A 23,257-nucleotide genomic window follows, 5' to 3' on the forward strand; every position below is an offset into this window, starting at 1 on the left:
CTTAGGGAATAAAATTTATCTCCTTATGTTTTTCATTAAACTATAAACCAATAAATATGATGAGTAATTGATAGAAACATATATAAAAATTCAACTCTTGTAATTAATTACAAATATAATCAAAACTTAATACAGCTTAAACATGTAAGCTAATAATCATTAAAATTGCATCTTTGCGTCTTCCTTTCTCCGCGTCGCCGCGTCTTTCTGAGGCTAAGGATTCTGTAACTTAAAGGCGGGTTAGCTTATTTCTGGGTTGGTTGTTGTTAGCTGATTATAGTTCTTTTTCAAAATGGTAATAAAAAATCAGTTTATAGCATATAGTTGTTTTCTCGAATGGTAATAAAAAATCAGGTTGCAAAAATACTATTGAGTTAATCATAATTATAGGTATGCTAACGCACAGAGAAGAGGTCACTAACCGTGTGATTATTAAGTAATAAAGAAAAAATTTGGAAAATGGTCATAATCCTCTAAATTGGGTAAATAGCTTAGTTTTAAAAATATTGTAATTATCTCAACCACCTAGTTTTATAGTATGCCAGGAGAAAAGTGATGGAACAGTGCAACAACACAGACAAAGATAGCTTTTTCTATACTTACGCTCGTGATTATGGACGAATTAAAGCAGAAAATCGAGAATTTACTCTTAATCTCAGAGAATTTTCTCAAAGAGTAGAATTTATTACTTGTTTAGAGACTAGCGGAAAACTATCTACTGAAGAAGCCTACAAGCAGATAAAATCTTTATGGCAAGATTTGAAAAATTCTAAAAAAGTAAGAGAGATTAGCAACAACTCTTAAGCATTAAAATAAAAAAGGCTCACTAGCAACAATAAATCTTTGATTTTAAGATTTATTATCTCGTTAGGATGACAGTAAACGTAATTCAGCAATTTCTGATGCTATATCAGCATCAACAACACTTTAATAAGCTTAGTTTCCGCTTAAATCCAGAATTTAAAGACTTTTTGAGCATGTACTTTACGAGTTAAAGCTTATAACCAATTTGGCGTAAAAACACCTGACGCGTCTTTACATCCTCAGGTGTTTCTAATCCTTTAGGTGAAAATCCATCAATCACACCAAGAATCCCCTTTCCTTGCTTTGTTTCAGCTACAATTACCTCTACTGGATTTGCCGTTGCACAATAAATCGTGCAGACCTCTGGACACTGCTTGATCGCATTGAGGAAGTTGATGGGGTAAGCTTCTCTGAGTAGAATTATAAAACTGTGGCCTGCACCAATAGCTATAGCATTCGTAATTGCTGCTTCTTCTAAAGGGCGATCGTTTCCTGTGGTTCTGATGAGGCATGGTCCTGAGGCTTCACAGAACGCAATCCCAAATTTCACTTGTGAAGATATACCCACCATAATTTCATGCAGGTCTTCTACTGTTTTGATAAAGTGGGTTTGCCCCAAGATGAGGTTACAGCCTTCTGGAATTTGCATTGCAACTGCTTTGAGTTCCATGTTTGTTTTACCCTCGTAGCGCAGAACTCAGAGAAAACAAAGTTGTTATGTCACTATTGTTGTATCTCTAGGAATGTTTATCCCAAGAACTACACAATTCCTAACTCAAGGCTATTTTCCTATTTTTGATAGGACTAAGTGATGATTAAGGCTGAATCAAATCCGCTTGGCAGAGAATACGCTATATTAATAAATTCTATTTATTGAATTAAAAAATAAAAATATTTGCTTCTATCGTTAAGAGTCTCTAAAGTTAAATCAACTATTCAACTAAAGATTAATTATCAAGTTTTTTAGTTCAAAACTTGAAGCAAAAGTCAACAGTAACATTACAGATTTAAGCTTAACATATTACACCTGTGGAAATCTCTAACAAATCTGAATACGCACTTCTAGCTCTGTTAGAGTTGGCGAGTCGTTACCCTAGTGGTGAATCTCTACAAATCCGGCAGATGGCAGTATTGCAAGATATACCGAACCGCTATTTAGAGCAATTGCTAGCAACTTTGAGGCGTGGCGGCCTAATTAAAAGCATACGTGGGGCCAAAGGCGGCTATGTTCTGGCACGAGATCCTCGGAAAATTACTTTGCTGGAAGCTTGGAGCTGCATTGAGGGAGTAGATGCTGTTACATCTACAGTTGAGAAAAATTCTAAAACACTAGAAACTCAAATCATTGAAGAAATCTGGCAGGAAGCACGTCAAGCGGCTAATTCTGTTTTAGAAAAATATACGCTCCAAGACCTTTGTGAACGGCGAAGCCAACAGCGCGACAAAGAACTAATGTACTATATTTAACAGGGAAAAGGTGAGTCGAAGCGGTCTTGGGGATATCCTGTAAGAAGAACTACCGAAAGGGTTTCCCGACTTGAGGAGCCAGTGCGTTGCGTGGGTTCTCAAGACACTCAGTTCGATCGCTAGACTTGTTCGCTCTCAAGCATTCCCGTTCTCTCATACCCCTATGGGGAAGCAAGCTACGCGTTAGCATCTCCGCAAGAGAAGAAGGTTCCCGCAGGCGAGGGTAGGAAGTGCAGTCGCGTTCAAGCAACTAGCGTGCGCCTGGCATAGCAGGGAGCAGGGAAAAAAGTCGTGTTGAGTCCATAAATTTGGATAATTTATTTTTTAGAGTTCCCTAACGTTTTTCTATAAATCTGAAGAGAGAATAATCTAGGCGATTAGAAATCGCGCCTACACAAACAAAGTCTGCGTGGGCGGACTAAATTCAAAGTAGGGTTTCAAATTTAATCTGACGATAGTAATAAAACGTGAGTTCGAGGGTTGGAAAAAGGCAAAAATCTTGCTATAGGAATTTGATAAACTGGGCTGGGATATAGCGATCGCTAAGATTGATTGAGAATCGAGAAAAAACGCGATCCCCTAGTCCCTAAATTCAAGCTATAAGCCAATACGGTTCAGTTAAGGTGATAAGAGTTCTTATCTGTCAGACAAAAACCAAGATTTGGGGGAGAATCCCCCAAACCCCCGATTGGGGGACGCAAACGTCCCCCAAGCCCCCTCCAAAATAATTGTTCGGTTTTTTGTTTAGTAATTATTTGTGAGCTTTGTTGTCAATGAATTTTCTTAACTGAACCTGAGTTCGGGTTAAGCCAGAAGCTAAAAAGCTTATTGTGTATAGATTGAGCAAAATTCTAAGTGGTAAAAGAAGTGATTAAAGTGGAATCGTTTCGTCAATAAGGTTCACAAATGAGATTAATATCAACAACATGCCTTATTGAAAATATATGAAAACAAAGTTTCAGACCAGACAACGAAAAATCAAGGGGTTTGAGGATTTCTTATCCCGAACTCAGGTTAACTGAACTGTATTGAGCTATAAGCAGCAATTGTGGTCACTTCAGCCCCTCAAACTCACGTTGGTTTAAGAGAACTATTAAAAAATAACCCCTCCTCAGTGCCGAGGAGGGGTTTTAGAGTGGTTTAAACTTAATATCCGCCTTCTTCTTCGTATTCTGGCTGCTTTTCTTTGACTTTCTTGGGAATGTTCACAGGTTTTGGTGCATCATCCCAAGCATCGCCATCTACATCGTCATAATTGTCGTATTCGTCAACGTATGGCTTTTTGTAGGGTTGAGCTTCGTATCTAGCAGGCTGTTGATACCTGTCTTTATCTGTCGCCTCACTCCAGTTGTCTTCTTCGTCGTCTTCTTCGTATTGAATAGATTCGTACTGACGCGCCTGCATTACTTGACGCTGTGGTCTTTCTTCTTCCACATAGTCTTCATCCCATTCTTCCCGGGCTACGGGTTCGGGGGTGCGAACTTTTGGCTTGGGTGGTTGCAATGGTACACCGCTTGGTAGTTGATTCGCAGGTGCTACAGTGCGTGGAGCACTATAGCCGTATTCTTCATCAACATCACGTTCCCAAGGTGCTTTACCTATACCCAGTCGTTCTAGGAACCCGACTGTCAACTGATTGACTCTTTCTTCGGCTCCCTCAAAGACAATCAATCTGCTGGGGCCTGTGCTGACGATTTCATCGATTGAAAGTTCGTAAGTACTCAGCACTTGCTCAGGTATTTGTGGCAATCCGAAAGACGCGATAACTATAGAGTGAAGTTTCCCATTTTCACCATTGAATTTGAAGCCTCTCACTCTGCCTAGTACTTCACCGGTTTCTGTAATTACTTCCCAGTTAATCAGGTTGCTTAAAGTTTCAACTTCAATATCTTCAATTACGTCCTCGTTATCTACCAGGATTACATCACCAATCTGGCTGATACTGCTAAGGAACATATTGCGCGGTATACCAGAAATAGAGATCAGGCTGTCTCTCAAGCCAAGAGCCACAACCTCTCGTTGGTCAATATCCACCCAGACTTGACTGACGATGCCTACTCGCTTACCGTTATCGCGGGTAATCACCTGGGTATTTAGTATGTCGGAACGCCTAATTATCTGTTCAGAGGTCATTCTATACCGAGTCCTGATCTCGAATCCGGTTAATCTATACACTATTATTAACAAAAACTCAAGCAGATGTATGGTCGGTTTGCAATTTAATTCCCAAAACTTGGGTGTAAGCGCCCCGTGCTTGAGTAACGCCAATTGTGCGTTCGGCTGATTCTATCATCGGTCGGCGTAAACTCACAACTATAAATTGTGCTTGTTTTGCCTGTTGTTTAATCATTCTAGCTAATCGTTCTACATTTGCCCCATCCAAAAACATATCTACTTCGTCAAAGGCATAGAAGGGGGAAGGGCGGTAACGTTGCAGGGAAAAGATAAAGCTTAAGGCTGTTAGAGATTTTTCGCCCCCAGACATGGAAGCTAATCGCTGTACTGGTTTGCCTTTGGGGTGTGCAACTAAATTCAGTCCACTACTAAAGGGATCTTCGGGATCGTCTAGTTGCAGGTAGCCATCACCATCGGAAAGGGTGGCGAAAATTGATTGGAAGTTTTCGTTAACTGCATCGAAGGCTTCTTTGAAGGCGCGTTGACGCAATGTAGTAAAGTTTTCAATCCGCAAAAGTAATTCTGTGCGCTCTGCTTCTAAGGTTTCCAGCTTTTGTGTTAGTTCTTGCAGGCGGTTTTGAGTACGTTCGTATTCTTCCAAAGCCAGCATATTTACTGGTTCCATTGCTTGTAAACGTTTAGCAAGCGATCGCAATTCTTTCTGCAATTCTTCTAAGTCTACTTGGTCTGGCACTTCTGGCAGAGGATCGGGCAATTCTGGCGCTAGGGTTTGCAGTTGCTCTTTGACGTTAACTAATTCCTCACGCCGTGCTACTAGAGTTTCTTGAAGTTTTTGCAGTTCCCATTCTAATTGTTGCTGACGCAGAAGATGCGATCGCAATTCTTGTTCGGTGCGATCGCGTTTTTGCTTTTCTTCCCCTAAATTCAGTTCCATCTGGCTCAACCTTGCACGGATTTCAGCAATTTGCGTGCTGAGTGCTGAGTGCTGGGTGCTGAGTGCTGTTAGTTGATTTTGCTGTGTCTCTTGTTCTTGCTGGTATTGAGCAATCCGTTCTTCTGCTTCTTGAATTTTCTCTTGCAAGCGCTGTTGCTGATTTTCGAGATTTTTTAATCTTTGTTCGGCTTCCCGTAACGAAGTTTCTCTTTGTTGTAATTGTTGCTCTTGATTTTTAATAGTTGCTTGGATTTGTTGCCATTCGCTAGGAGTTTGCGATGCTTCTAACTCTGCTAAAGTTTGTCGCAATTGTTGCAACTGAGTTTCTTGCCCTGGTAATTCCCGATCTAGAACTTCCAAACGAGATTGAGCAGTAGCAAATTTTTCGCTGTTTTGAGCTAATTGTGATCGCGTATTTTCTAACTGCGATGTCAAAGTTTTAATTTCTTTTTGCAACTGTTCCAATTGCAACTGCTGTTCTCGCCGTGCTTGACGCGCTTCTGTGACTTCTTGCGCCAAGGCTTTAGTTTTGATTGACAGCTTATTGATAGCTTCACCACAACGATCTAAAACTCGCTCAATCTCCCCTAAGCGGTTTCTTAAGGCGGCGACTTCCTCAGGTTCGGCGGCTTCCACATTTCCAAACCGCAAAGCTGAACGCTGGGTGTTGCTACCACCAGTCATCGCACCGCTAGTTTCCAACAATTCTCCGTCAAGAGTAACGATGCGGTATAAGCCTAAGTTTTTCCGCGCTTGTTCTAGGGTAGAAAATACTACAGTGTTACCGAAAACATAGCTAAATACATCTTTATAACGGCGATCGCACTCAACTAAATTTACAGCATAGTTGACGAAGCCACTAGCTAAACGTAGGGTGGCATCTTGGGTAAATCTGGGAGCGTTAATTTTGTTTAAGGGTAAAAAAGTAGCTCTTCCAGCACGTTTCTGCTTTAGCAGTTCAATCCCAGTTGCGGCGACACCATCATCTTCCACCACGATATGTCCCAAACGCCCACCAGCAGAGATTTCCAAAGCCAGCTGATAGCGCGGTTCTACTCTGCCTAACTGTACCACTAAGCCACAAAGTCCGGGCATTCCCGATTGCATGATGACTTTGCTAGCTTGCGTTCCTTGGACTTCTTGCTGTGCTTGCGCTTGGGCCTCTAATTTATCTAACTGCCGTTGTTTTTCCCGTTGTTCTTGTAGTAAGCGCTTTTGGGTATCTTGTTGAATTTGCAGTTCTTGTTCGGTGGCTGCGAGATTTTGCGCTAAGTTTTGGATGGGTTCGCTAGAAGCATTAAATTCTGTTTCTAAGCGACTACAATCAGCTTGTTTTGTGGCTAATTCTGGCTCTAAAGTAGCAACTAGCTGGGTTTGCTCTTGAATTTGCTGCTGTAGTTGGCTATTGCGCTCTGTTAACTGCGCTTGCTCGGTGCGTTGAGGTTCGAGAGTTTGCAGCAGAGTTTCAATTTGACGATTTAAGGCTGTTTGTTGCTGTACCCATGCTTCCGAAGCCGAAGCAATTTCCGCTGCTGCTTGGCGAGAAGTTTCTAAAGCTTGTTGTGTCTCATCCCTTTGCTGCTGACAGTAAACAATCGATTGCTTTTCGACAACCTGAGTTTGGGCAATTTGTTCTAGGGAACGTTGGTGTTGCTGAATTTCTTGCTGGTTTTGCGCCTGACGTTTTGCAGTTTCCTGAATTGCTGTTTCTAATTCGCTGCGCTGACGCTGGAGTTGTTTGTACTCAGCTTCTTGGGTGGCGAGGGTAGATTGTACGGCTAAAAGTTCCTCTTCTCCCAAAGCTTTGACATGAGCATTTAGTTGATCTAGTTCAACAGTTTTTTGCGCAATTGTGGTGTTAAGAGTTGTCAGTTCCGCAGAAAGTTCTTCAGATTTGCGATCGCCACTTTGAATTTGATTAGCTAATTTTTCTTGCTGTGCTTGCAGAGAACGCCACGATAATACAGCTTCCCATGATTGCTTAGACAAAAATTCCGCCCGGAGTTTTTGGTATTTTTCCGCTTTGGCGCGGTCTTGAGAAAGGCGATCGCGTTGTACAGTTAATTCTGTCTCAATAATCCGACAACTATCTTCCTTCTCCTTCACCTCATCTAAAGTATCCTTAGCTTGGTTAATCTTGCGATCGAACGCCGCTACCCCTGCCAATTCATCAATAATTTCTCGCCGTTCTCTGGCATTCATTGAGATAATGCTGGTGACATCCCCTTGCAGTACAACGTTGTAGCCTTCGGGATAAATCCGCAGTGTCTCTAATGCTTCATGTAACTCTGTCAGAGTGCAAGATGCACCGTTAATATAGTAATTCGATGTATAAGTTCCCTGGTGTGTCACTCGCAGCTTTCTGGTGACACTCCATTCTCCCGATTTTAGATTTGGGATGTGAGATTTGGAATTTTCTTCCTCAACTGCCTCTACTACTTCTACAACTTCTACTTCCTCTAAGTTATCTTCGCTGCTTTGTGCCTTTGTATCGTTATGCGACACTGCATCAGTGATATCAAACGTCACTGTAACACTAGCTTCGACAGTGGCACGACTTTTAGCTGTTTGAGTATTATTTACCAAATCTGGGAGGCGATCGGCTCGCATTCCCTTAGAACTAGCGAGTCCGAGACAAAACAGCAGCGCATCAAGAATATTCGATTTACCAGAACCATTTGGCCCAGATATGACAGTAAACCCCCCCAGCAAAGGAACTTGGGTAGTACCACCGAAGGACTTGAAGTTGGTAAGTTCGACGCGCTTTACATGAACCATAGGCGCTCTTTTGCTGGGCTAATGAAGTAAAAGTGTAGCAAGGAAATATAGATTGTCTACTAGTTCAGCCAGAGAATTTCGGATTTATCCAACAACTCCCGGCGCAGAGAAATCAGATATAGAGCATGGGCTATGGGTCATTGGTAATTCTGCGCCATTCCCTTAATGCTCGTGTCGAACATTTGTACTATCGTTAAGATAGCAGTCTTACTTATATCATGTTTGAAAAATAAGTGTTAGCAGCAATGAAATTTTATAAACTAGTTTTCAATTGAATGTTATAGATATATTTTGCAATTCTGTAAAATTATATTTAGCCCAATAAATAATAATGTAAATTATGCTTCTAGAAGATTATTTTGATTTCCAGCGTCCTGATGATATTCGACTCAAAGGTACAAGGGTAGGCATTGAAACTATTCTTTATGAGTACATCTACCGCGCTCGAACTCCGGAGGAGATTGCTAACATTTATATTTCACTAACATTAGAACAAGTTTACGCCACTATTCTTTATTACCTGCATAACAAAGAAGCTGTCAGCGCTTACTTGACTGATTGGTTAGAGTGGAGTCATAGAATGCAGGAAGAACAGCGACGTAATCCCCCGCCAGTTGTTGCCAAGCTGCTAAAATTCAAAGCGGAAAGAGAAGCCATGAAACAAGCAAAGGGCAATGACTCTCAAATATCTGCTAGATGAAAATGTTGCTCCTCTTTATCAAGTTCAACTAAGACGACAAAAACCTGATTTAATTGTTTGGGTAGTTGGAGAACCTGCTACTCCTCCTAAAAGCACACTCGACCCAGAAATATTATGCTGGTGTGAAGAACACAACTTTATTTTAGTGACAAATAATCGTAAATCTATGCCTGTACATTTGGCTGAACACATCGCCCAAGGGCAGAATATGCCAGGCATTTTTATTTTGAATGATAAATTAACTATTGGTCAAAATATTAATGAATTAATTATAATTGCTGAAGCATCTTTTGATGATAAATATCAAAACCAAATAGTGCATTTACCATTGCTTCAGTAAAATCAAAGCTAAATCAATGCCTATAGATTGGCAGTGCATCGCAACCCTAACAGAACCTTTTGCAGTTAACTGTATCGCTGTTAGTGCAGACAAAAAAATCTTGGCTAGTGCTGGTTACAACTCACTCTCAATTTGGATCGCGATCGCGTAGTTCATGAAATGCTTGGATCAGAATAGGCACGCTATTATAACTACATATTTTTCCTAGCGTAGAGATTACCTGTTTGCGGATGAAGTGATTATTTATAAATACAAGATGCTCTAGTTCTGCAATAATTTTTGGCTGTAACAGAATTTCCCAAGATTCTTTGCAAATTTCGTTTCGAGAACCGCTAAGAACAAAATCTGTAATAAAATTAACGCCCTTTGTGATTGAGTAAACTTGTAATCGCCCTGACTAACACCTCTGGCTCCACTGGTTTTGAAACATGCTGTTGAAATCCAGCTCTTAATGCTTGTTGCTGGTTAAAGTCTCCTGCGTAGGCAGTGAGGGCGATCGCTGGAATTTGCCCCCCCTGTTCTGGCGGCAATGCTCTCACTTGTTGCATCAGCATATAGCCATCCACTTTTGGCATCCCGATGTCACTGAGCAGCACATCTGGCTTTGAGTGAATGAGTGTTGTCAATGCTTCATCGGCGGTCGTTGCGGTCATTACGTTTGCTCCAGCTTGCTCTAACACAAAGGCAACAAACTCCCGTGAATCCGGTTCATCATCCACGACTAACACTTGAATACCGTTCAAATCAGAAGATGAATCTGATGATTGATCGTTCTGATTGACGGTTGCTTGTATGGGCATGAGTGGAAGTCTGACAGTAAAGGTTGCACCCATGTCAATCCCTAAGCTCTCGACCCCAACTGCTCCACCATGCAGTTCGACTAGGTGCCGCACGATCGCCAGTCCTAATCCTAGCCCACCAAATTTTCGAGTCGTTGCCGCATCTGCTTGGCGGAAGTAGTCAAACAAGTAGGGCAGAAACTCAGGCGCAATTCCCTGCCCAGTGTCGCTGACGGTAATGTAAGCATGAGCCTCTTGGTATTCTAAGCGAATGTTCACCTGTCCTCCTACATCGGTGAACTTCACCGCATTTGAGAGAAGATTCCAAATCACTTGCTGCAACCGAGTGGAATCACCCCAAACCAAACCCACATCCGGAGCAAGGCTTGCCTCTACTTTGATTGACTTGGCTTCTGCCGCCAGCCGTACCGTTTCCATCGCCGCTTGAATGATGGAGACCAGATTAATCGAACTGACGTTAAGGTTGAGCTTGCCTTGTAGAATCCGAGAAACATCCAGCAGATCTTCAATCAATTCCGATTGTAGGTGGGCATTCCGTTCAATCGTCTTCAATGCCTGCTGGGTTTTTGTCGCGTCTAGTTTGCCGCTCTGCAACAGTTTCGACCAGCCCAAAATTGGATTGAGAGGCGATCGCAATTCATGGGACAGCACTGCCAAAAACTCATCCTTGATCCGGTTGGCACGGTCGGCTTCCGCTCGGGCGGCTTGTTCGCGGGCAAGAAGTTGTTCTCTTTCCACCTCAATGCGTTTTTGCTCAATCAGGTCAGCAGCTTGACGAGCGAGTAAATCGAGAAACCGCAACTCGCGATCTGCGCTTCGCAGCAGCGCTTCGCTATCGCTGGGTTGGTGGCGCTCTCGCCAATGCGTCGAAACCATGCCGATCGGTTTGCCCGAACGGGTAATCAGCGGGGTGGACTGCGCAAAGAGGTATCCAGCCTCCACATGCATTCGCAATGAACCATCAAGGTCTTCGCTCTCCGGCACATCGAAGTCAATAAAGGTGCGATTGCCATTCTTGAGGGCGATGCCACAAGACGTCTTAGAACTGGCATTCACGCGGTGAAAATGCTCAGTCAGGTTGCGCTCAAATCCCTGCGTGGCAAGCAGCACCAAGTCTTGTGTTGCGGTATCGAGAATTTGCACCGTTCCGGCATCTGCCTCTGTCAGCACAATAGCAGTTGCCATAATCTCGTCATACAGTACCTGAATATCGGTTTCGGTAGTGAGTTGTACGCTTAGGTCATGCAACAGTTTTGTATCTCGAAGGTCGGCTGCAATGGCTGCTTCTGCTCGTTTGCGATCGCTCAGATCGACGGTGACCGCTAGTACAGTGCGCGGACGACCCTGCTCATCCTCAAGGCTCCTGAGGCTGCTGTTTGCCCAGACAATCGTGCCATCAGGACGTAGATAGCGCTTGTCGAGCGAGACTGGCTGACCCGTTGCCAGCAGTTGTTCAAAAGCCTCCAGGCTCTTGAGTACGTCTTCGGGATGGGTGACATCGGGTACGCCTGCTGCCAGTATCTCCTCACGCGATCGCCCCAGAATGCGGCATAGCTCGTCGTTGACACGCTGAAAATGTCCATCTAGTGAGATTTCACAAAGCCCTACTGCGGCTTGTGAGAAGATCGCCGATAAGCGCTCCTCGCTATGACGTAAGCGATCCTCAGCCTGTTTGCGTTTGTCTTCGCTTTGCCTACGCTCAGTAATGTCCCGCGAAATGCACAACAGCCGTTCAACTTGCCCATCTACTCCTCGAATAGGACTAATTTTGCAATCCCACCACTTGGGTTCGCCCAAGAGCGTCGGACGATACCCTTGAAAGGAGCAAACTTCCCCGGCTCTTGCTCTGGCGATCCCCTCGATTGCCGCTTGCTGAGCTGCTCCTTCCCAGAACTGGGGCCAGGACGTGTTGAGGAACGGTGTTATATCCTGGATGCCCAGTAGTGCTTGCCCTCCCTCACTCATGAACAGAATTCGCCCCTCTAAGTCCAACACCTTGATGCAGTCATCACTACTATTGAGGATCTGCTGATTAAACTTCTCGCTTTGAGGCAACGCTGTTGTTGCCGCCTGTTGCAACTTTGGCATACTGTGAAGGGCAGAAGCGGCAAAGCCTCTAAAACTCATCATCAGCCGTTGATCTTCAGCATCAAACTGACGAGCTTCTGAATGCGATACAATCCACAGCGTGCCCAAGGGACGAGCGTTGACGCACAGCGGAATCAACAATTCTTCCACAATCGGAAACTGCGGATCAGCCAAATAGGTGAAATAGCGTTCAGGATGGGTGTAGAGTTGGGGCTGGTTACAAGAGACAGTTGTGCCACAGGGACTAAAATTGCCTGGTGTCGTGGTTTGTTCCCACTGCAAGAGCGCACCTGCGATCGCCACCCAGCGAAAGACTGATTCACCATTGGGTGCGGTTTCGAGTAGGCTGACTCCGACCGTATCGGCTCGACACAGATCGAGCACAAGGCCAACGAGAGTTTTAAGTATGGACTGTGGATCGTCTGTCAGATGTTGGGCAAGGGTGCGAAGCGCTTGGTTCTCAGCCGCAAAATCAGGCGATCGTGCGGGACGGCTAGCTAGTGCTGCTGCGATCAGAACATCCGCTTCAGTTATTTCCTGAGAACTTTGAAGTGAATCTTTACCTGCAAAGACAGAGCGGTGGAGGTCATTAGTCATATAGTCTCCGCCCTCACTACCAAAAGTATTTGGCGAGCAAAGCTTTGCCAGGCTCGCCCATTTGATGCAGCAAGTACTCAATCTGCTTCAACGCAATGGGTAAGGGTTTTGTCCGCCCGTTCTCCCAACAATTGACGCTCCCAAATGAAACCCCTAACTTCGTAGCAAACTTGGCTTGCGAAAGTTCCAAGCGTTGTCGCATTTCTCGCACCAGATATGCTATCTCTGATTGCTCGATCGCAGGCATAAGGCACGAAGGGTCAAAGTGCATTCTTACCACTTATAACACTTGGTATATCTGACATTGTATCCATCAAAGGAAACAAACCTGGCAACTGAAATTCTCGTGATTAATTTTTTGAGCAGTTTTAGTTTGGATTGATTGTTGTCATAGCAAACTTATTTTCTAACTGCTGCATTATTCTACAGTTTGATTTAACTACTCCACTATCACTCTAAATGGTAGAAACAGACTTTGCGTCTGTGTGTTTGAGCCAGTGGCTTCTAGCTGCGGGCTGATATGTGCGCAGCGATCGCGCGTATGTTGCTAAATTAACAAAGAAGAGACAAAATCACAACTAGGTGCAATCCACAATGGTATCTATTTCTACACCGTTCTCAGATATTAATAACCATTGGGCACGCTTATTTATTGAAGCTTTATCAGCGCGTCGCGTTTTAAATGGCTATCCTAACGGGACTTTTCGCCCAGATAACTCAGTGACTCGCGCTGAATTTGCTGCCATTATTGCGGCAGTATTTACAGTACCTCCAAAGCGGCAATATGTTCCTTTTAATGATGTGCCTGCTAACAATTGGGCTTTAAGTGCTATTCAAAAATCTTATGAGACTGGATTTATTAGTGGATACCCCGATCGCACTTTCCGCCCCAACAATAGAATTGCTCGGGGCGATGTTTTCGTGGCTATAGTCAACGGTTTAGATATTGCTACTAAGATAAAACCTGACTTGGTAAGTGCATTGCCGCAATTATACAAAGATGCAACAGCGATCGCAGCTTATGCCAAAAATCAAGTAGCCATTGCTACTAGTGCAGGGTTAGTAGCTAGCTATCCAAATATAAAATTACTCAGCCCAAATATTGCGGCGACTCGTGCTGATGTAGCAGTGATAGTCTATCAAGCATTAGTTTATCTGGGGCAAGCAGACAAAATTAACTCTGCCTACTTAGTAATCCCACCAACGCCAACACCTACTCCAACACCTACCCCCACTCCCATACCAACACCTACTCCAACACCCACTCCCATACCAACACCTACTCCAACACCCATTCCAATACCAATACCAACGCCAACGCCAACACCCATTCCAATACCAATACCAACACCCACCCCCACTCCTATACCAACACCAACGCCAACACCCATTCCAACACCTACCCCAGTACCATCTAATACGGTTAAGGTAAATCATCAACGGGAGTTTAGAGGGGCGTGGGTAGCAACAGTCTGGAATAGTGATTGGCCTTCTAAAGCAGGACTACCTGTTGCACAACAAAAATCTGAACTACTGGCAATTATCACCAAATTACAGCAGCTGAACTTTAATGCTTTGATTTTCCAGGTGCGGCCAGAAGGTGATGCCTTATATGCTTCATCATTAGAACCTTGGAGTGCTTGGTTGACAGGAACCCAAGGCAAAGCACCAGAACCATTTTATGACCCCTTAGAGTATGCGATCGCAGAATGCCACAAGCGCAATATTGAAGTTCATGCTTGGTTCAACCCTTATCGCGCCAAAACTTCAATTCAGCAAGGGTTGAATGTCAGTCCCCATATAGCGGTAACTAACCCCCAAGTTGTTTATCAATGGGGTAATCAGTTGTGGATGGACCCAGGATTGAAAATTGTTCAAGACAGGGCTTACAACGTTATTCTTGATGTTGTACGTCGTTATGAAATAGATGGCGTTCACTTAGATGATTACTTTTATCCCTATCCCATATCTGGTCAAAATTTCCCTGATAGCAAAACCTACGCAACTTATAAAGAAGCTGGCGGTGGACTTAGCTTGGGTGACTGGCGCAGAGAAAATGTCAATCTCATGGTGCTGCGTCTAGCTGAGGGAATTAAAGCTGCAAAGCCCTACGTTAAGTTTGGTATTAGTCCCTTTGGTATTTATCGTCCCGGACAACCATCAGGAATTACCGGCTTGGATGCTTACGATGTACTTTATGCTGACTCGAAGAAATGGCTAGAACAAGGTTGGATTGATTACATTGCTCCCCAACTTTACTGGCGTACCGACCAAACACAACAAAGTTATTCTGCCTTACTCAAGTGGTGGACACAGGTAAACACAAAACAAAAACACGTTTATGCTGGTAACAATTTAACGGAACCTAGCAACAAGAGTCGGGAGAGTGAAGAGATTGAAAAGCAGGTAATAATTAGTCGTAGCCAAGCTGGACTGTTATCACTGGGGAATATTTTCTTTAACTTGGGTGTGTTGATGGACAATAGCCAGGGAATTGCTGATAAGTTCCAAAGTCTGCTTTATAACAAGCCCGCCCTACCTCCTATTTTGCCTTGGCACGATACCACACCACCAGTACCCCCCATAGCATTGCAATATATTAACGGCAAACTTAATTGGCAACCTGGTGATAATCAACCAGTTCGTTCTTGGGCGCTTTATCGGCAAACTGGAGATAGTTGGGTACTTCAGCGAGTTTTATCTGCTGGGACAAACTTTGCCACTGTAGGGCCGGGAACCTATGCAGTCTCCGCAGTTAACAGGTTAGCGAATGAGAGTTTAGGAACAGCGATTACAGTCAGTTAATTTCTGAGCTTTACATTTGCAAATTGATGTCGCTTGTCCAACTTCGTGTCATCCAATTGATGACGCGGAGATTTTTTCTCATTAGAACGACAAATACATGAGGTAGGGACGTAAGGCTTTGCGCGGAGATTTTTTGAATTACTATTGCTTATTTTCTGAAATCTATTTCTAATACCAAATCAAATAATGTTTGCGACACATCAATAAATATTCTAGAGGTCACGGCAGTGCCGTGCCCCTACAATCTGTCGCATTCTTTTTTCAAATTGGTATAACATCCTAAAGTATCACAGTAGGGTATTTTGATTATTTTCTCGATTTATCATAAATGACTTGTTAAAATTAAATATAATGATAATGATGGTAGCGCCACAGTGCAGTTAGATAAAATTAACTGATACTACCAACTAGAAAAATGATTGAGACAGATGGATTTACAAAAGCTATGCCCAGAAGGCGATTGTAATCCATCTAAAATCAAAAATGTATGATTTGCAGTCTATTGTAATGACTTGAGATTAATCAGATTGTTTTTCTCCGCATAGCCTATTGTGAAAAAATACTACCTATGATTGCAAGTTAGTATGAGTCTAAAGCGGCAATTTGGAGTTTTATTTCAACATTATAAGTTATACAAAAATTTTTCAAATGTCCGTAATATATAGATATTTTTACTTGTTTATTAACTTAATTCGAGTCAATATTATGACAATTCAATCTAACCAGGATTATCAACATGACGATCAATCAAAACGGTGTACTAATGCAGCCTGGTCAAGGTGATTCTTACTTAGTAGCTGGTGATATAGTTACTTTTAAAGCAATTAGTGAAGATACAGATGGAAAATATGCTTTATTTGAAATTTTTGTAGAACCACAAATAGGGCCACCGCCACATATTCATACTCATGAAGATGAAGCTTTCTACATTCAAGAAGGTACGTTTGAGTTTCACCTAGACGACCAAACGATTGTCGCTAATGTTGGCACTTTTCTGCACTCCCCCAAAGGTCAACTCCACTATTTTAAAAATATTGGTTCAACAACTGGTAAATTGTTATGTTGGACTACACCAGCAGGTATTGAAAAATTTTTTGCAGAAGTGGGTACTAAAGTAGCAAGTCCACTAGCTCCACCTCCACCTATTACCCCTGAAGTCATCGAGAGAATTATCGCAACTGCCCCCAAGTACGGTATCCAAATTCTGATTCCTACTGCTGATGCTTCTGCTTAGGAATGAAAAATTCATGGGTCGGTCACTGATTTCAAGGTAAGCTCAATTGCCCAAGCTTTCAAAATCATGTGTGTTTTTCTCTCATGACCGCACTGATTCACAATGACAGAAAGAACAAACCTGATTAGTTACAGTGTAAATAGGTTATAGCTTAACCCTGGAAAACTTTTTGAGAATTGCTATCTCGATCATGCCTTCTCCTTTCCCCGGAATGGACCCTTACTTAGAACACCCAGAAATTTGGCCTGGGGTTCACTTGCTACTCATTGCTGCGCTGACAGAGTCTTTGACCCCCCAACTGCGACCTAAGTATTCTGTCTCCGTTGAGGTGCGAATGTACGAAACCAGTGGGGAACAGTCACTCTTAGTTGGAATTCCTGATGTTTCAATCCAGAGTTCAGTTAGTAACGCACAGAGACATCCATCCCAAGTTACCGTTTCTGCTTCTCCCGTACAACCAATCCGGGTGACTGTTCCTATTCCGGAGACTGTTCGCCAAGGCTATTTAGAAATCCGGAAGGTGGCAACAAAAGAGGTTATAACGGCTATTGAAGTTCTCTCACCTGTTAACAAGCGTCCGGGAAAAGGACGGCAAACCTACGAAAGCAAACGGGAACGAATCTTAGGGAGTTCTACTCATCTAGTGGAAATCGATTTACTGCGGGTTTGGGAACCCATGCCAGTGTTTGCCAACGGTAGTCAAAATCACTACCGGATTTTAGTCAGTCGGGGAGACTGCCGTCCCAGTGCAGATCTCTATGCTTTTAACCTACAGGATGCGATCGCGCCATTTCCTCTTCCTTTGCGGGCGGGCGATCGCGAACCTATTATAGATTTACAGGCTTTGTTAAGTGACATCTACGATCGCGCAGGTTACGATCTCAAGCTCGATTATACTTCCGATCCCATACCACCACTATCAGCAACCGATGCAGCTTGGGCAAATGCTTTATTAATAGAGAAAGGTTGGCGCTGAAACTATTTGTGTATTAAGTAGCTCAGTGTTAAAAATTATCGTTATGGTAAGGCAGGAGGCAGTAGGCAGAAGGGAAGAGGATTCTAGCTTTTTTTACCTTTCTTAACTTAGTTTTGTTTTTTCCCACTGACTTACTTATTAATTTCACAGTTTATTGTAATAATTTGGCATTGATAAGATGGCTTCCCTTAATAAAGTTTTTTACAAGGGAAGCGTGCCAATATCTGTTGCAATTACAGATATTAATTTTGATTCCAATATGGTACGAGATTGAGATGCTATTAAAGCAGCAAGCTGGATTTTTACGTATCAGGTTCAACGTTGAATAGTCTGGGCAGATTGATTAAATAATAAATCCCGTGATTTTTCAATATCTAATGCCTGATTTTTGAATGCTTCTGCTTTTTCGTAAGCGCGAATTGTTGCCGGACGTGCTTTGATTGCCTCAAACCAACGCTTTAAATTAGGAAAATCTTCTAAGTTTTGACGTTGATTTTCATAAGGCACAATCCAGGGATACGCAGCAATATCAGCAATGGAATAATCGCCAGCGACAAATTCTCTATCTGCCAATCTTTTATCTAGGACTGCATACAAGCGTCCTGTTTCTTTGACATAGCGATTAATAGCATAGTCAATTTTTTCTGGTGCGTATTGGCTAAAGTGGTGGTTCTGTCCCGCCATTGGCCCTAAACCTGCCATCTGCCAGAATAGCCATTGTAAAACTTCTACACGTTGGCGTACATCTTGCGGAATCAACTTCCCGGTTTTTTCTGCTAAATACAGCAGAATTGCACCAGACTCAAATACTGAAATCGCCGCACCTCCATTTGCAGGTTCACGATCAACAATTGCAGGGATGCGATTGTTAGGTGAAATCTGTAGAAACTCTGGTTTGAATTGATCGCCAGCACCAATATTTACCGGAATAATGTTGTAAGCAAGTCCAACTTCTTCCAAGAAAATTGTGATTTTGTGACCGTTTGGAGTTGTCCAATAGTAAAGGTCAATCATGATTATTTCTCCGGAATTTTGTGATTAAGTAAAAGACATGAAGGCGGAAGGAAAAATTTAATTTTTGAGCAATTTGAATTATCTCTACTTAGTCTGAGGTATTTCGTGCTACCGACTGATATAGTTTATGAATGTGGTGATTTAGCGATCGCAATGTAACCATCTTCTTTCAAAATCCGCTTGACTTCCTGCACAGCGCGGGGACGATCAAACCAATGCCAGCATTGTCCAGCAGTCACTACATCAGCGCTAGCATCTGGTAAACCAGTATTTTCCGCAGTTGCTATGCGATACTCTACCTGAACCTGGGCGGCTTGGTCTAATTGCTTGGCTTGTTCTACAAGTGATACTGATGGGTCTATGCCAATTACCTTCGCGCCTCTAGTAGCAAAGCCTCGTGCTAGGGTTCCTGTTCCTGTACCGAGATCAACAATGTTTTGCCCTGGTAAACCAATACCATATTCAGATAGTCTGTCAAATAAAGAACTAGGAAAACCAGCGCGGTGTTTGGCGTAATCAGTGGCAGTTATACCGAAATCTATTTTCATCTTTAGTAGCTCGGTAAAAATCTGAGAAACTTGATTAAAAACGCTCGACCCAAGGACGCAATTCTACTTCCCAAGTCCAAGCGCTGCGGGGTTGATTTAAGATGTTGAGGTAAGTTTGAGCGATCGCATCCGGATCGAGGGTACTATCAGGGTTGTCTGCTGGATCTTGGCGTTCTGCAGAACGAATGGCACCATCTATTACAAAATGCGCAACATGGATATTCTTGGGTGCTAATTCTCTGGCGATGCTTTGAGCTAAACCTCTGAGTGCAAATTTTCCCATTGCAAAAGGTGCAGATTGTGCATAACCCTTAACGCTGGCTGAGGCTCCGGTAAAGAAGATAGCACCGCCTCCTTGCTGTAACATCCTTTTAGCAGCAGCTTGGGCAACGAGAAAGCCTCCATAGGCAGTGATGTCTAAAGTTTTTGCAACTTCGTTAGGATCTAAATCAATCAGCGATCCGCGTACTCGAAAACTAGGATTGTAAACAACAACTGTCGGGGCACTGAGTTTATTTTCAACATCGACAAATAACTGATTTACCTCCTCTGGCTTGGAAGCATCAGCAGCAAAGCTAACCGCCCCAATTTCACTATTAAGCTGAGTCAGTTTCTCAATGCTGCGAGCAGCTAAGGCTATGTTCAGTCCTTCTTTGGCAAATAAGCGAGCGATAGCAGCACTTAATCCATTACCGGCTCCGACTATCAAAGCTGTTTTTGGCATAGGTGCGATTTCCTTTTGTTGACTAGGGATTAATGGTGGCTGAAGAAAGCTGTGAATTATTCTTAGTAGGGCTTTGACCGATTCGCAGCACTAAAACTGCGGCTATTAAGCAAAGAACACCGGAAAAAATAAATGCCTGAAGATAAGTACCCTGCCAGGTTCTTAGCGCTCCGGCTCCAAAGGCGGCTGTTGCTGCACCGAGTTGATGTCCGGCGACAATCCAGCCGAACATAACACCGACATTCTCTTTGCCGAAGACGTTAGCAACGAGGCGAACTGTAGGTGGTACTGTAGCAATCCAGTCGAGTCCGTAGAAGACTGCAAAGATTGAGAGTCCGTAGAATGAGAAGTGAAAACTGAAGGGAAGAAAAATTAAGGATATACCCCGCAGCCCGTAGTACCAGCAAAGTAAGTAGCGATTGTTCCACCTGTCAGACAACCAACCGGAGATAGTTGTCCCAAAAAAATCAAAGATTCCCATAATCGCTAACAGTCCCGCAGCCTTAACTTCAGGGATACCATGATCAATACAGGCGGGAATTAGATGAGTGCCAATGAGTCCGTTAGTGCTAGCACCACAGATAAAAAAACTACTAAATAACAACCAAAAATCTCTAGACTTAAAGCCCTGCGAAAGTTTGTTCAGAGTTGAAGTGATGGAATTGGCCTTTGGCGGTATTAATTCCACAGTTTCACTGTAATCGCCAAAAGGACGCAAGCCAACTTCCGCAGGGCGATCGCGCATGAATAAAGCGATCGCTGGAGTAACTGCAAGTGCAATACCAGCCAGAGCTAAAGTAGCTGTGCGCCATCCAAACCTTTCCACAACCGACGCCAACATCGGCAGAAATACTAATTGTCCGGTAGCTGTGCTGGCGGTAAGAATCCCCAAAACCAAACCCCGCTGCTTCACAAACCAGCGATTGACGACAACCGCACCTAATACTAAAGCGATGACTCCGCTACCACTACCGACGATGATTCCCCAAAGTAAGATTAGCTGCCAGGAAGCTGACATGAAAGTGGTTAAGCCAACACCAAGAGCGATAAAAGCCAGTGCGAATACCATTGTCCGGCGAATCCCGATGCGCTCCATGACAGTGGCGGCAAACGGGCCAATCAGTCCATACAGCACTAAGTTGATGGAGATTGCCAAGGAGATAGTAGCTCTACTCCAGCCAAACTCCTGCTCCAAGGGTACAATCAAAACTCCAGGTGCAGAACGAATCCCGGCTGCTACTAATAACGCTAAGAATGTTAAACCTGCGACAAGCCAGCCATAGTGAAGCGAACGACGTGCTAAAAACGAGGCTAGAGACATGGTTTTAAGGGATTTGGGAAAGGAAACAGATAAACACCAATAAATATCTGTGTTTATCTGTAGTTTTATTTCTACAACTAAGAATTACCCCTGATAAGGATTGCCGATTCTATCTACAGAAACGTTAGCAGATAGAGGCAAACGACCGGGATTGAGGCGTGGTTCTGCGGCATAGCCAACAGGTACTAAAACTGCGATCGCTAAATCTGGATCGTCTGTTGCACCAATTACTGCCTTTACTTGATCCTCAATCCAACCGTTCATAAAACAGGTGGATAAACCTAAACTTTCAGCTGCAAGTACCAAATGAGTAGCAGCAATGATTGCATCTTTGATTGCATATTCGCGTTGTTTGCCTCCTAGAGAAGCTTGAAATTGCGGTATGGCATTCTTAAAATAGTTGACTGTACCTTCATTCCATGCACCAGTTTCCAGCGCCTTTTCATAAATTGGAGTCAAGTCTTCTTCTCCAGCCTTGGGATTGGCAGCAAACACAAATGTTACAGGTGCTTGGATAATTTGTTGTTGATTCCAAGATGCTGCTGATAATGCTGCTTTTTGAGCTTCATCTTGTACGAGGATAATTTGCCAGTCTTGGATATTAAAACTGCTGGGTGCGGCTACGGTTAACTCTACTAGTTGCTTGAGTAGTTCTGGGGCTATGGGATCTGATTTGAAAGTTTTGATCGACCGACGCTTGAGAATAGCACTAGGTACATCTAGGGCTTGAGTTTGTGTAATAACACTCATGAGATTCTCCTGATTGTTGTAGTTCCTACGCTGTTATAGCGCTTTTTGTTCTCGGGCTAAATACTTTTTTGGTGTAAAAGGTTGCTTCCCATTACATCGCAGTCATTATAGACTAACTACTTGTTCGCTAGTAGCAGACCAAAACGGATAATCTGTATATCCTTTTTCGCCACCACCATAAAAGGTTTCTGGATTTGGTTGATTCAACGGTGCATTTAAAGCAAAGCGTCGGGGTAAATCTGGATTTGCTATAAATAGAGTGCCAAAAGCGACTAAATCTGCTTCCTTATTAGCCAAGACAGCATTGCCCTTTTCACGGGTATAACCAGCACTAGCAATCAGCGTCCCTGTATACTTTTCCCGTAAATATTTGGTTGGTACTGCTGTTCCACCATATTTGATATCTGCATCTGTGGAATCAACGATATGTAGATAGGCTAAATCAAATTTATTTAATGCTTGCGCGGTGTAACCAAATGTCTCTAAGGGATTGGAGTCACGCATATCGTTAAATGTACCGCTAGGAGAAAGGCGTACTCCTACCCGATTAGTATCCCAAACGCTAGTTACTGCCTCTATTATCTCTAGTAAGAATCTGACGCGGTTCTCAATACTGCCCCCATACTCATCTGTACGGTGATTCGTACCATCCCGAAGGAATTGGTCAATTAAATAACCGTTAGCTGCGTGAATTTCTATGCCATCAAACCCAGCTGCTAGAGCATTTATTGCTCCTTGACGGTATTGTTCGACAATCTCTGGAATTTCTGAGGTTTCCAAAGCGTGAGGAGTTACAAAAGGTTTAGGGCCATCGTAGGTGAATGCTTCGCCTTTGGGTGCGATCGCAGAAGGTGCTACAGGCAATGCCCCATCAGGTTGGAAGTCTGGGTGAGAAATTCTGCCTACGTGCCACAGTTGCAGAAATATTCTTCCTCCCTGTTGATGCACGGCATCGGTGACTAATTTCCAGCCCGCTACTTGTTCGGCTGAATAAATACCTGGTGTATTAGGATACCCCTGTCCTTGAGGCGAAATTTGAGTTGCTTCTGCAATAATCAATCCAGCAGAAGCGCGTTGAGCGTAGTATGTAGCATTTAGTGAGTGCGGTACATTACCCTTACCTGCTCTTTGCCTGGTTAAAGGAGCCATAACTATCCGGTTAGGCAGTTCTAAGTCACCCAATTGGTAGGGAGAAAACAAGTTAATACTATTATTCATTGGTCAGATCTCTAAAATAATGG

The 23,257-nt window shown here is 43.3% G+C and carries 19 protein-coding genes; 8 read left to right on the top strand and 11 right to left on the bottom strand.

Annotated elements, in window-relative coordinates:
- Positions 1-555 precede the first annotated feature (555 nt).
- Entirely contained in the window at positions 556-804 is a 249-nt protein-coding gene (locus BV375_RS02105; RefSeq protein WP_086756751.1) for a hypothetical protein, read from the top strand.
- A gap of 187 nt (positions 805-991) precedes the next feature.
- Here the strand turns inward: BV375_RS02105 and BV375_RS02110 are convergent, their stop codons facing one another.
- Entirely contained in the window at positions 992-1,474 is a 483-nt protein-coding gene (locus BV375_RS02110; protein WP_086756753.1) for an adenosine-specific kinase, read from the bottom strand.
- 359 nt (positions 1,475-1,833) lie between these two features.
- Between BV375_RS02110 and BV375_RS02115 the strand changes: the two genes are divergently transcribed.
- The gene (locus BV375_RS02115; protein ID WP_086756755.1) at positions 1,834-2,271 is read left to right on the top strand and encodes an Rrf2 family transcriptional regulator; all 438 of its coding nucleotides are present in this window, start codon (positions 1,834-1,836) and stop codon (positions 2,269-2,271) included.
- Positions 2,272-3,417: 1,146 nt separating this feature from the next.
- Here BV375_RS02115 and BV375_RS02120 read toward each other — a convergent pair.
- Positions 3,418-4,404: a PRC-barrel domain-containing protein gene (locus BV375_RS02120; RefSeq protein ID WP_086756757.1), complete on the bottom strand. Its 987-nt coding sequence runs from the start codon at positions 4,402-4,404 to the stop codon at positions 3,418-3,420.
- Between the two features lie 58 nt (positions 4,405-4,462).
- Entirely contained in the window at positions 4,463-8,119 is a 3,657-nt protein-coding gene (gene smc, locus BV375_RS02125) for a chromosome segregation protein SMC (protein WP_086756758.1), read from the bottom strand.
- Between the two features lie 340 nt (positions 8,120-8,459).
- Here smc and BV375_RS02130 point away from each other — a divergent pair, with 340 nt between their 5' ends.
- From BV375_RS02130 to BV375_RS37975, 3 genes are read left to right on the top strand one after another with little or no spacing between them, the layout of a single operon-like run.
- Positions 8,460-8,819, top strand: coding sequence for a DUF433 domain-containing protein (locus BV375_RS02130; protein ID WP_086756761.1), 360 nt, complete (start codon positions 8,460-8,462; stop codon positions 8,817-8,819).
- Positions 8,794-9,159 carry a DUF5615 family PIN-like protein gene (locus BV375_RS02135; RefSeq protein ID WP_086756763.1) on the top strand — a complete coding sequence of 122 codons (366 nt, stop codon included), beginning with the start codon at positions 8,794-8,796 and terminating at the stop codon, positions 9,157-9,159. The genes BV375_RS02130 and BV375_RS02135 overlap by 26 nt, the downstream gene beginning before the upstream one ends.
- Before the next feature lie 16 nt (positions 9,160-9,175).
- A complete protein-coding gene (locus tag BV375_RS37975) occupies positions 9,176-9,310 on the top strand; it encodes a WD40 repeat domain-containing protein (protein ID WP_243713822.1) in 135 nt (44 codons plus the stop codon).
- Between the two features lie 205 nt (positions 9,311-9,515).
- Here BV375_RS37975 and BV375_RS02145 read toward each other — a convergent pair whose 3' ends face one another.
- Positions 9,516-12,644 carry a PAS domain S-box protein gene (locus BV375_RS02145; RefSeq protein ID WP_086756765.1) on the bottom strand — a complete coding sequence of 1,043 codons (3,129 nt, stop codon included), beginning with the start codon at positions 12,642-12,644 and terminating at the stop codon, positions 9,516-9,518.
- Between the two features lie 16 nt (positions 12,645-12,660).
- Positions 12,661-12,891: a helix-turn-helix domain-containing protein gene (locus BV375_RS02150; protein WP_086756767.1), complete on the bottom strand. Its 231-nt coding sequence runs from the start codon at positions 12,889-12,891 to the stop codon at positions 12,661-12,663.
- Between the two features lie 347 nt (positions 12,892-13,238).
- On the opposite strand from BV375_RS02150, the gene BV375_RS02155 reads away from it, so the two are divergent.
- The 3 genes from BV375_RS02155 to BV375_RS02165 all read left to right on the top strand — a co-directional run bounded on the left by BV375_RS02155 (position 13,239) and on the right by BV375_RS02165 (position 17,659).
- A complete protein-coding gene (locus BV375_RS02155; protein ID WP_086756770.1) occupies positions 13,239-15,449 on the top strand; it encodes a family 10 glycosylhydrolase in 2,211 nt (736 codons plus the stop codon).
- Positions 15,450-16,185: 736 nt separating this feature from the next.
- Entirely contained in the window at positions 16,186-16,683 is a 498-nt protein-coding gene (locus tag BV375_RS02160; protein ID WP_086756772.1) for a cupin domain-containing protein, read from the top strand.
- A gap of 190 nt (positions 16,684-16,873) precedes the next feature.
- Positions 16,874-17,659 (top strand): DUF4058 family protein, encoded by a 786-nt coding sequence (locus tag BV375_RS02165; protein ID WP_086756774.1) that lies wholly within the window; start codon positions 16,874-16,876, stop codon positions 17,657-17,659.
- A gap of 315 nt (positions 17,660-17,974) precedes the next feature.
- Here BV375_RS02165 and BV375_RS02170 read toward each other — a convergent pair whose 3' ends face one another.
- The 6 genes from BV375_RS02170 to BV375_RS02195 all read right to left on the bottom strand — a co-directional run bounded on the left by BV375_RS02170 (position 17,975) and on the right by BV375_RS02195 (position 23,234).
- Complete coding sequence (locus BV375_RS02170) at positions 17,975-18,673, bottom strand: glutathione binding-like protein (protein WP_086756776.1); 699 nt, start codon at positions 18,671-18,673, stop codon at positions 17,975-17,977.
- 125 nt (positions 18,674-18,798) lie between these two features.
- Positions 18,799-19,221, bottom strand: coding sequence for a class I SAM-dependent methyltransferase (locus BV375_RS02175; protein ID WP_243713823.1), 423 nt, complete (start codon positions 19,219-19,221; stop codon positions 18,799-18,801).
- A 34-nt stretch (positions 19,222-19,255) separates the two neighbouring features.
- Positions 19,256-19,945, bottom strand: a complete 690-nt coding sequence (locus tag BV375_RS02180) for an SDR family NAD(P)-dependent oxidoreductase (RefSeq protein WP_086756778.1) — start codon at positions 19,943-19,945, stop codon at positions 19,256-19,258.
- Between the two features lie 22 nt (positions 19,946-19,967).
- Complete coding sequence (locus BV375_RS02185) at positions 19,968-21,266, bottom strand: MFS transporter (RefSeq protein ID WP_086756780.1); 1,299 nt, start codon at positions 21,264-21,266, stop codon at positions 19,968-19,970.
- An 84-nt stretch (positions 21,267-21,350) separates the two neighbouring features.
- Positions 21,351-22,016 (bottom strand): nitroreductase family protein, encoded by a 666-nt coding sequence (locus BV375_RS02190; protein WP_086756782.1) that lies wholly within the window; start codon positions 22,014-22,016, stop codon positions 21,351-21,353.
- A gap of 105 nt (positions 22,017-22,121) precedes the next feature.
- Positions 22,122-23,234 (bottom strand): alkene reductase, encoded by a 1,113-nt coding sequence (locus BV375_RS02195; RefSeq protein WP_086756784.1) that lies wholly within the window; start codon positions 23,232-23,234, stop codon positions 22,122-22,124.
- Between the last annotated feature and the right edge of the window lie 23 nt (positions 23,235-23,257).

It is taken from the genome of Nostoc sp. 106C (assembly GCF_002154725.1).
In the GTDB taxonomy this organism is placed as follows: domain Bacteria; phylum Cyanobacteriota; class Cyanobacteriia; order Cyanobacteriales; family Nostocaceae; genus Aulosira.

What these genes read in the sequence shown, in the direction of transcription:
- BV375_RS02105 (WP_086756751.1), top strand. Translation starts at nt 556, where the DNA reads ATGGAACAGTGCAACAACACAGACAAAGATAGCTTTTTCTATACTTAC.
- BV375_RS02110 (WP_086756753.1), bottom strand. Translation starts at nt 1,474, where the DNA reads ATGGAACTCAAAGCAGTTGCAATGCAAATTCCAGAAGGCTGTAACCTC.
- BV375_RS02120 (WP_086756757.1), bottom strand. Translation starts at nt 4,404, where the DNA reads ATGACCTCTGAACAGATAATTAGGCGTTCCGACATACTAAATACCCAG.
- smc (WP_086756758.1), bottom strand. Translation starts at nt 8,119, where the DNA reads ATGGTTCATGTAAAGCGCGTCGAACTTACCAACTTCAAGTCCTTCGGT.
- BV375_RS02130 (WP_086756761.1), top strand. Translation starts at nt 8,460, where the DNA reads ATGCTTCTAGAAGATTATTTTGATTTCCAGCGTCCTGATGATATTCGA.
- BV375_RS02135 (WP_086756763.1), top strand. Translation starts at nt 8,794, where the DNA reads ATGACTCTCAAATATCTGCTAGATGAAAATGTTGCTCCTCTTTATCAA.
- BV375_RS37975 (WP_243713822.1), top strand. Translation starts at nt 9,176, where the DNA reads ATGCCTATAGATTGGCAGTGCATCGCAACCCTAACAGAACCTTTTGCA.
- BV375_RS02145 (WP_086756765.1), bottom strand. Translation starts at nt 12,644, where the DNA reads ATGACTAATGACCTCCACCGCTCTGTCTTTGCAGGTAAAGATTCACTT.
- BV375_RS02150 (WP_086756767.1), bottom strand. Translation starts at nt 12,891, where the DNA reads ATGCCTGCGATCGAGCAATCAGAGATAGCATATCTGGTGCGAGAAATG.
- BV375_RS02155 (WP_086756770.1), top strand. Translation starts at nt 13,239, where the DNA reads ATGGTATCTATTTCTACACCGTTCTCAGATATTAATAACCATTGGGCA.
- BV375_RS02160 (WP_086756772.1), top strand. Translation starts at nt 16,186, where the DNA reads ATGACGATCAATCAAAACGGTGTACTAATGCAGCCTGGTCAAGGTGAT.
- BV375_RS02165 (WP_086756774.1), top strand. Translation starts at nt 16,874, where the DNA reads ATGCCTTCTCCTTTCCCCGGAATGGACCCTTACTTAGAACACCCAGAA.
- BV375_RS02170 (WP_086756776.1), bottom strand. Translation starts at nt 18,673, where the DNA reads ATGATTGACCTTTACTATTGGACAACTCCAAACGGTCACAAAATCACA.
- BV375_RS02175 (WP_243713823.1), bottom strand. Translation starts at nt 19,221, where the DNA reads ATGAAAATAGATTTCGGTATAACTGCCACTGATTACGCCAAACACCGC.
- BV375_RS02180 (WP_086756778.1), bottom strand. Translation starts at nt 19,945, where the DNA reads ATGCCAAAAACAGCTTTGATAGTCGGAGCCGGTAATGGATTAAGTGCT.
- BV375_RS02185 (WP_086756780.1), bottom strand. Translation starts at nt 21,266, where the DNA reads ATGTCTCTAGCCTCGTTTTTAGCACGTCGTTCGCTTCACTATGGCTGG.
- BV375_RS02190 (WP_086756782.1), bottom strand. Translation starts at nt 22,016, where the DNA reads ATGAGTGTTATTACACAAACTCAAGCCCTAGATGTACCTAGTGCTATT.
- BV375_RS02195 (WP_086756784.1), bottom strand. Translation starts at nt 23,234, where the DNA reads ATGAATAATAGTATTAACTTGTTTTCTCCCTACCAATTGGGTGACTTA.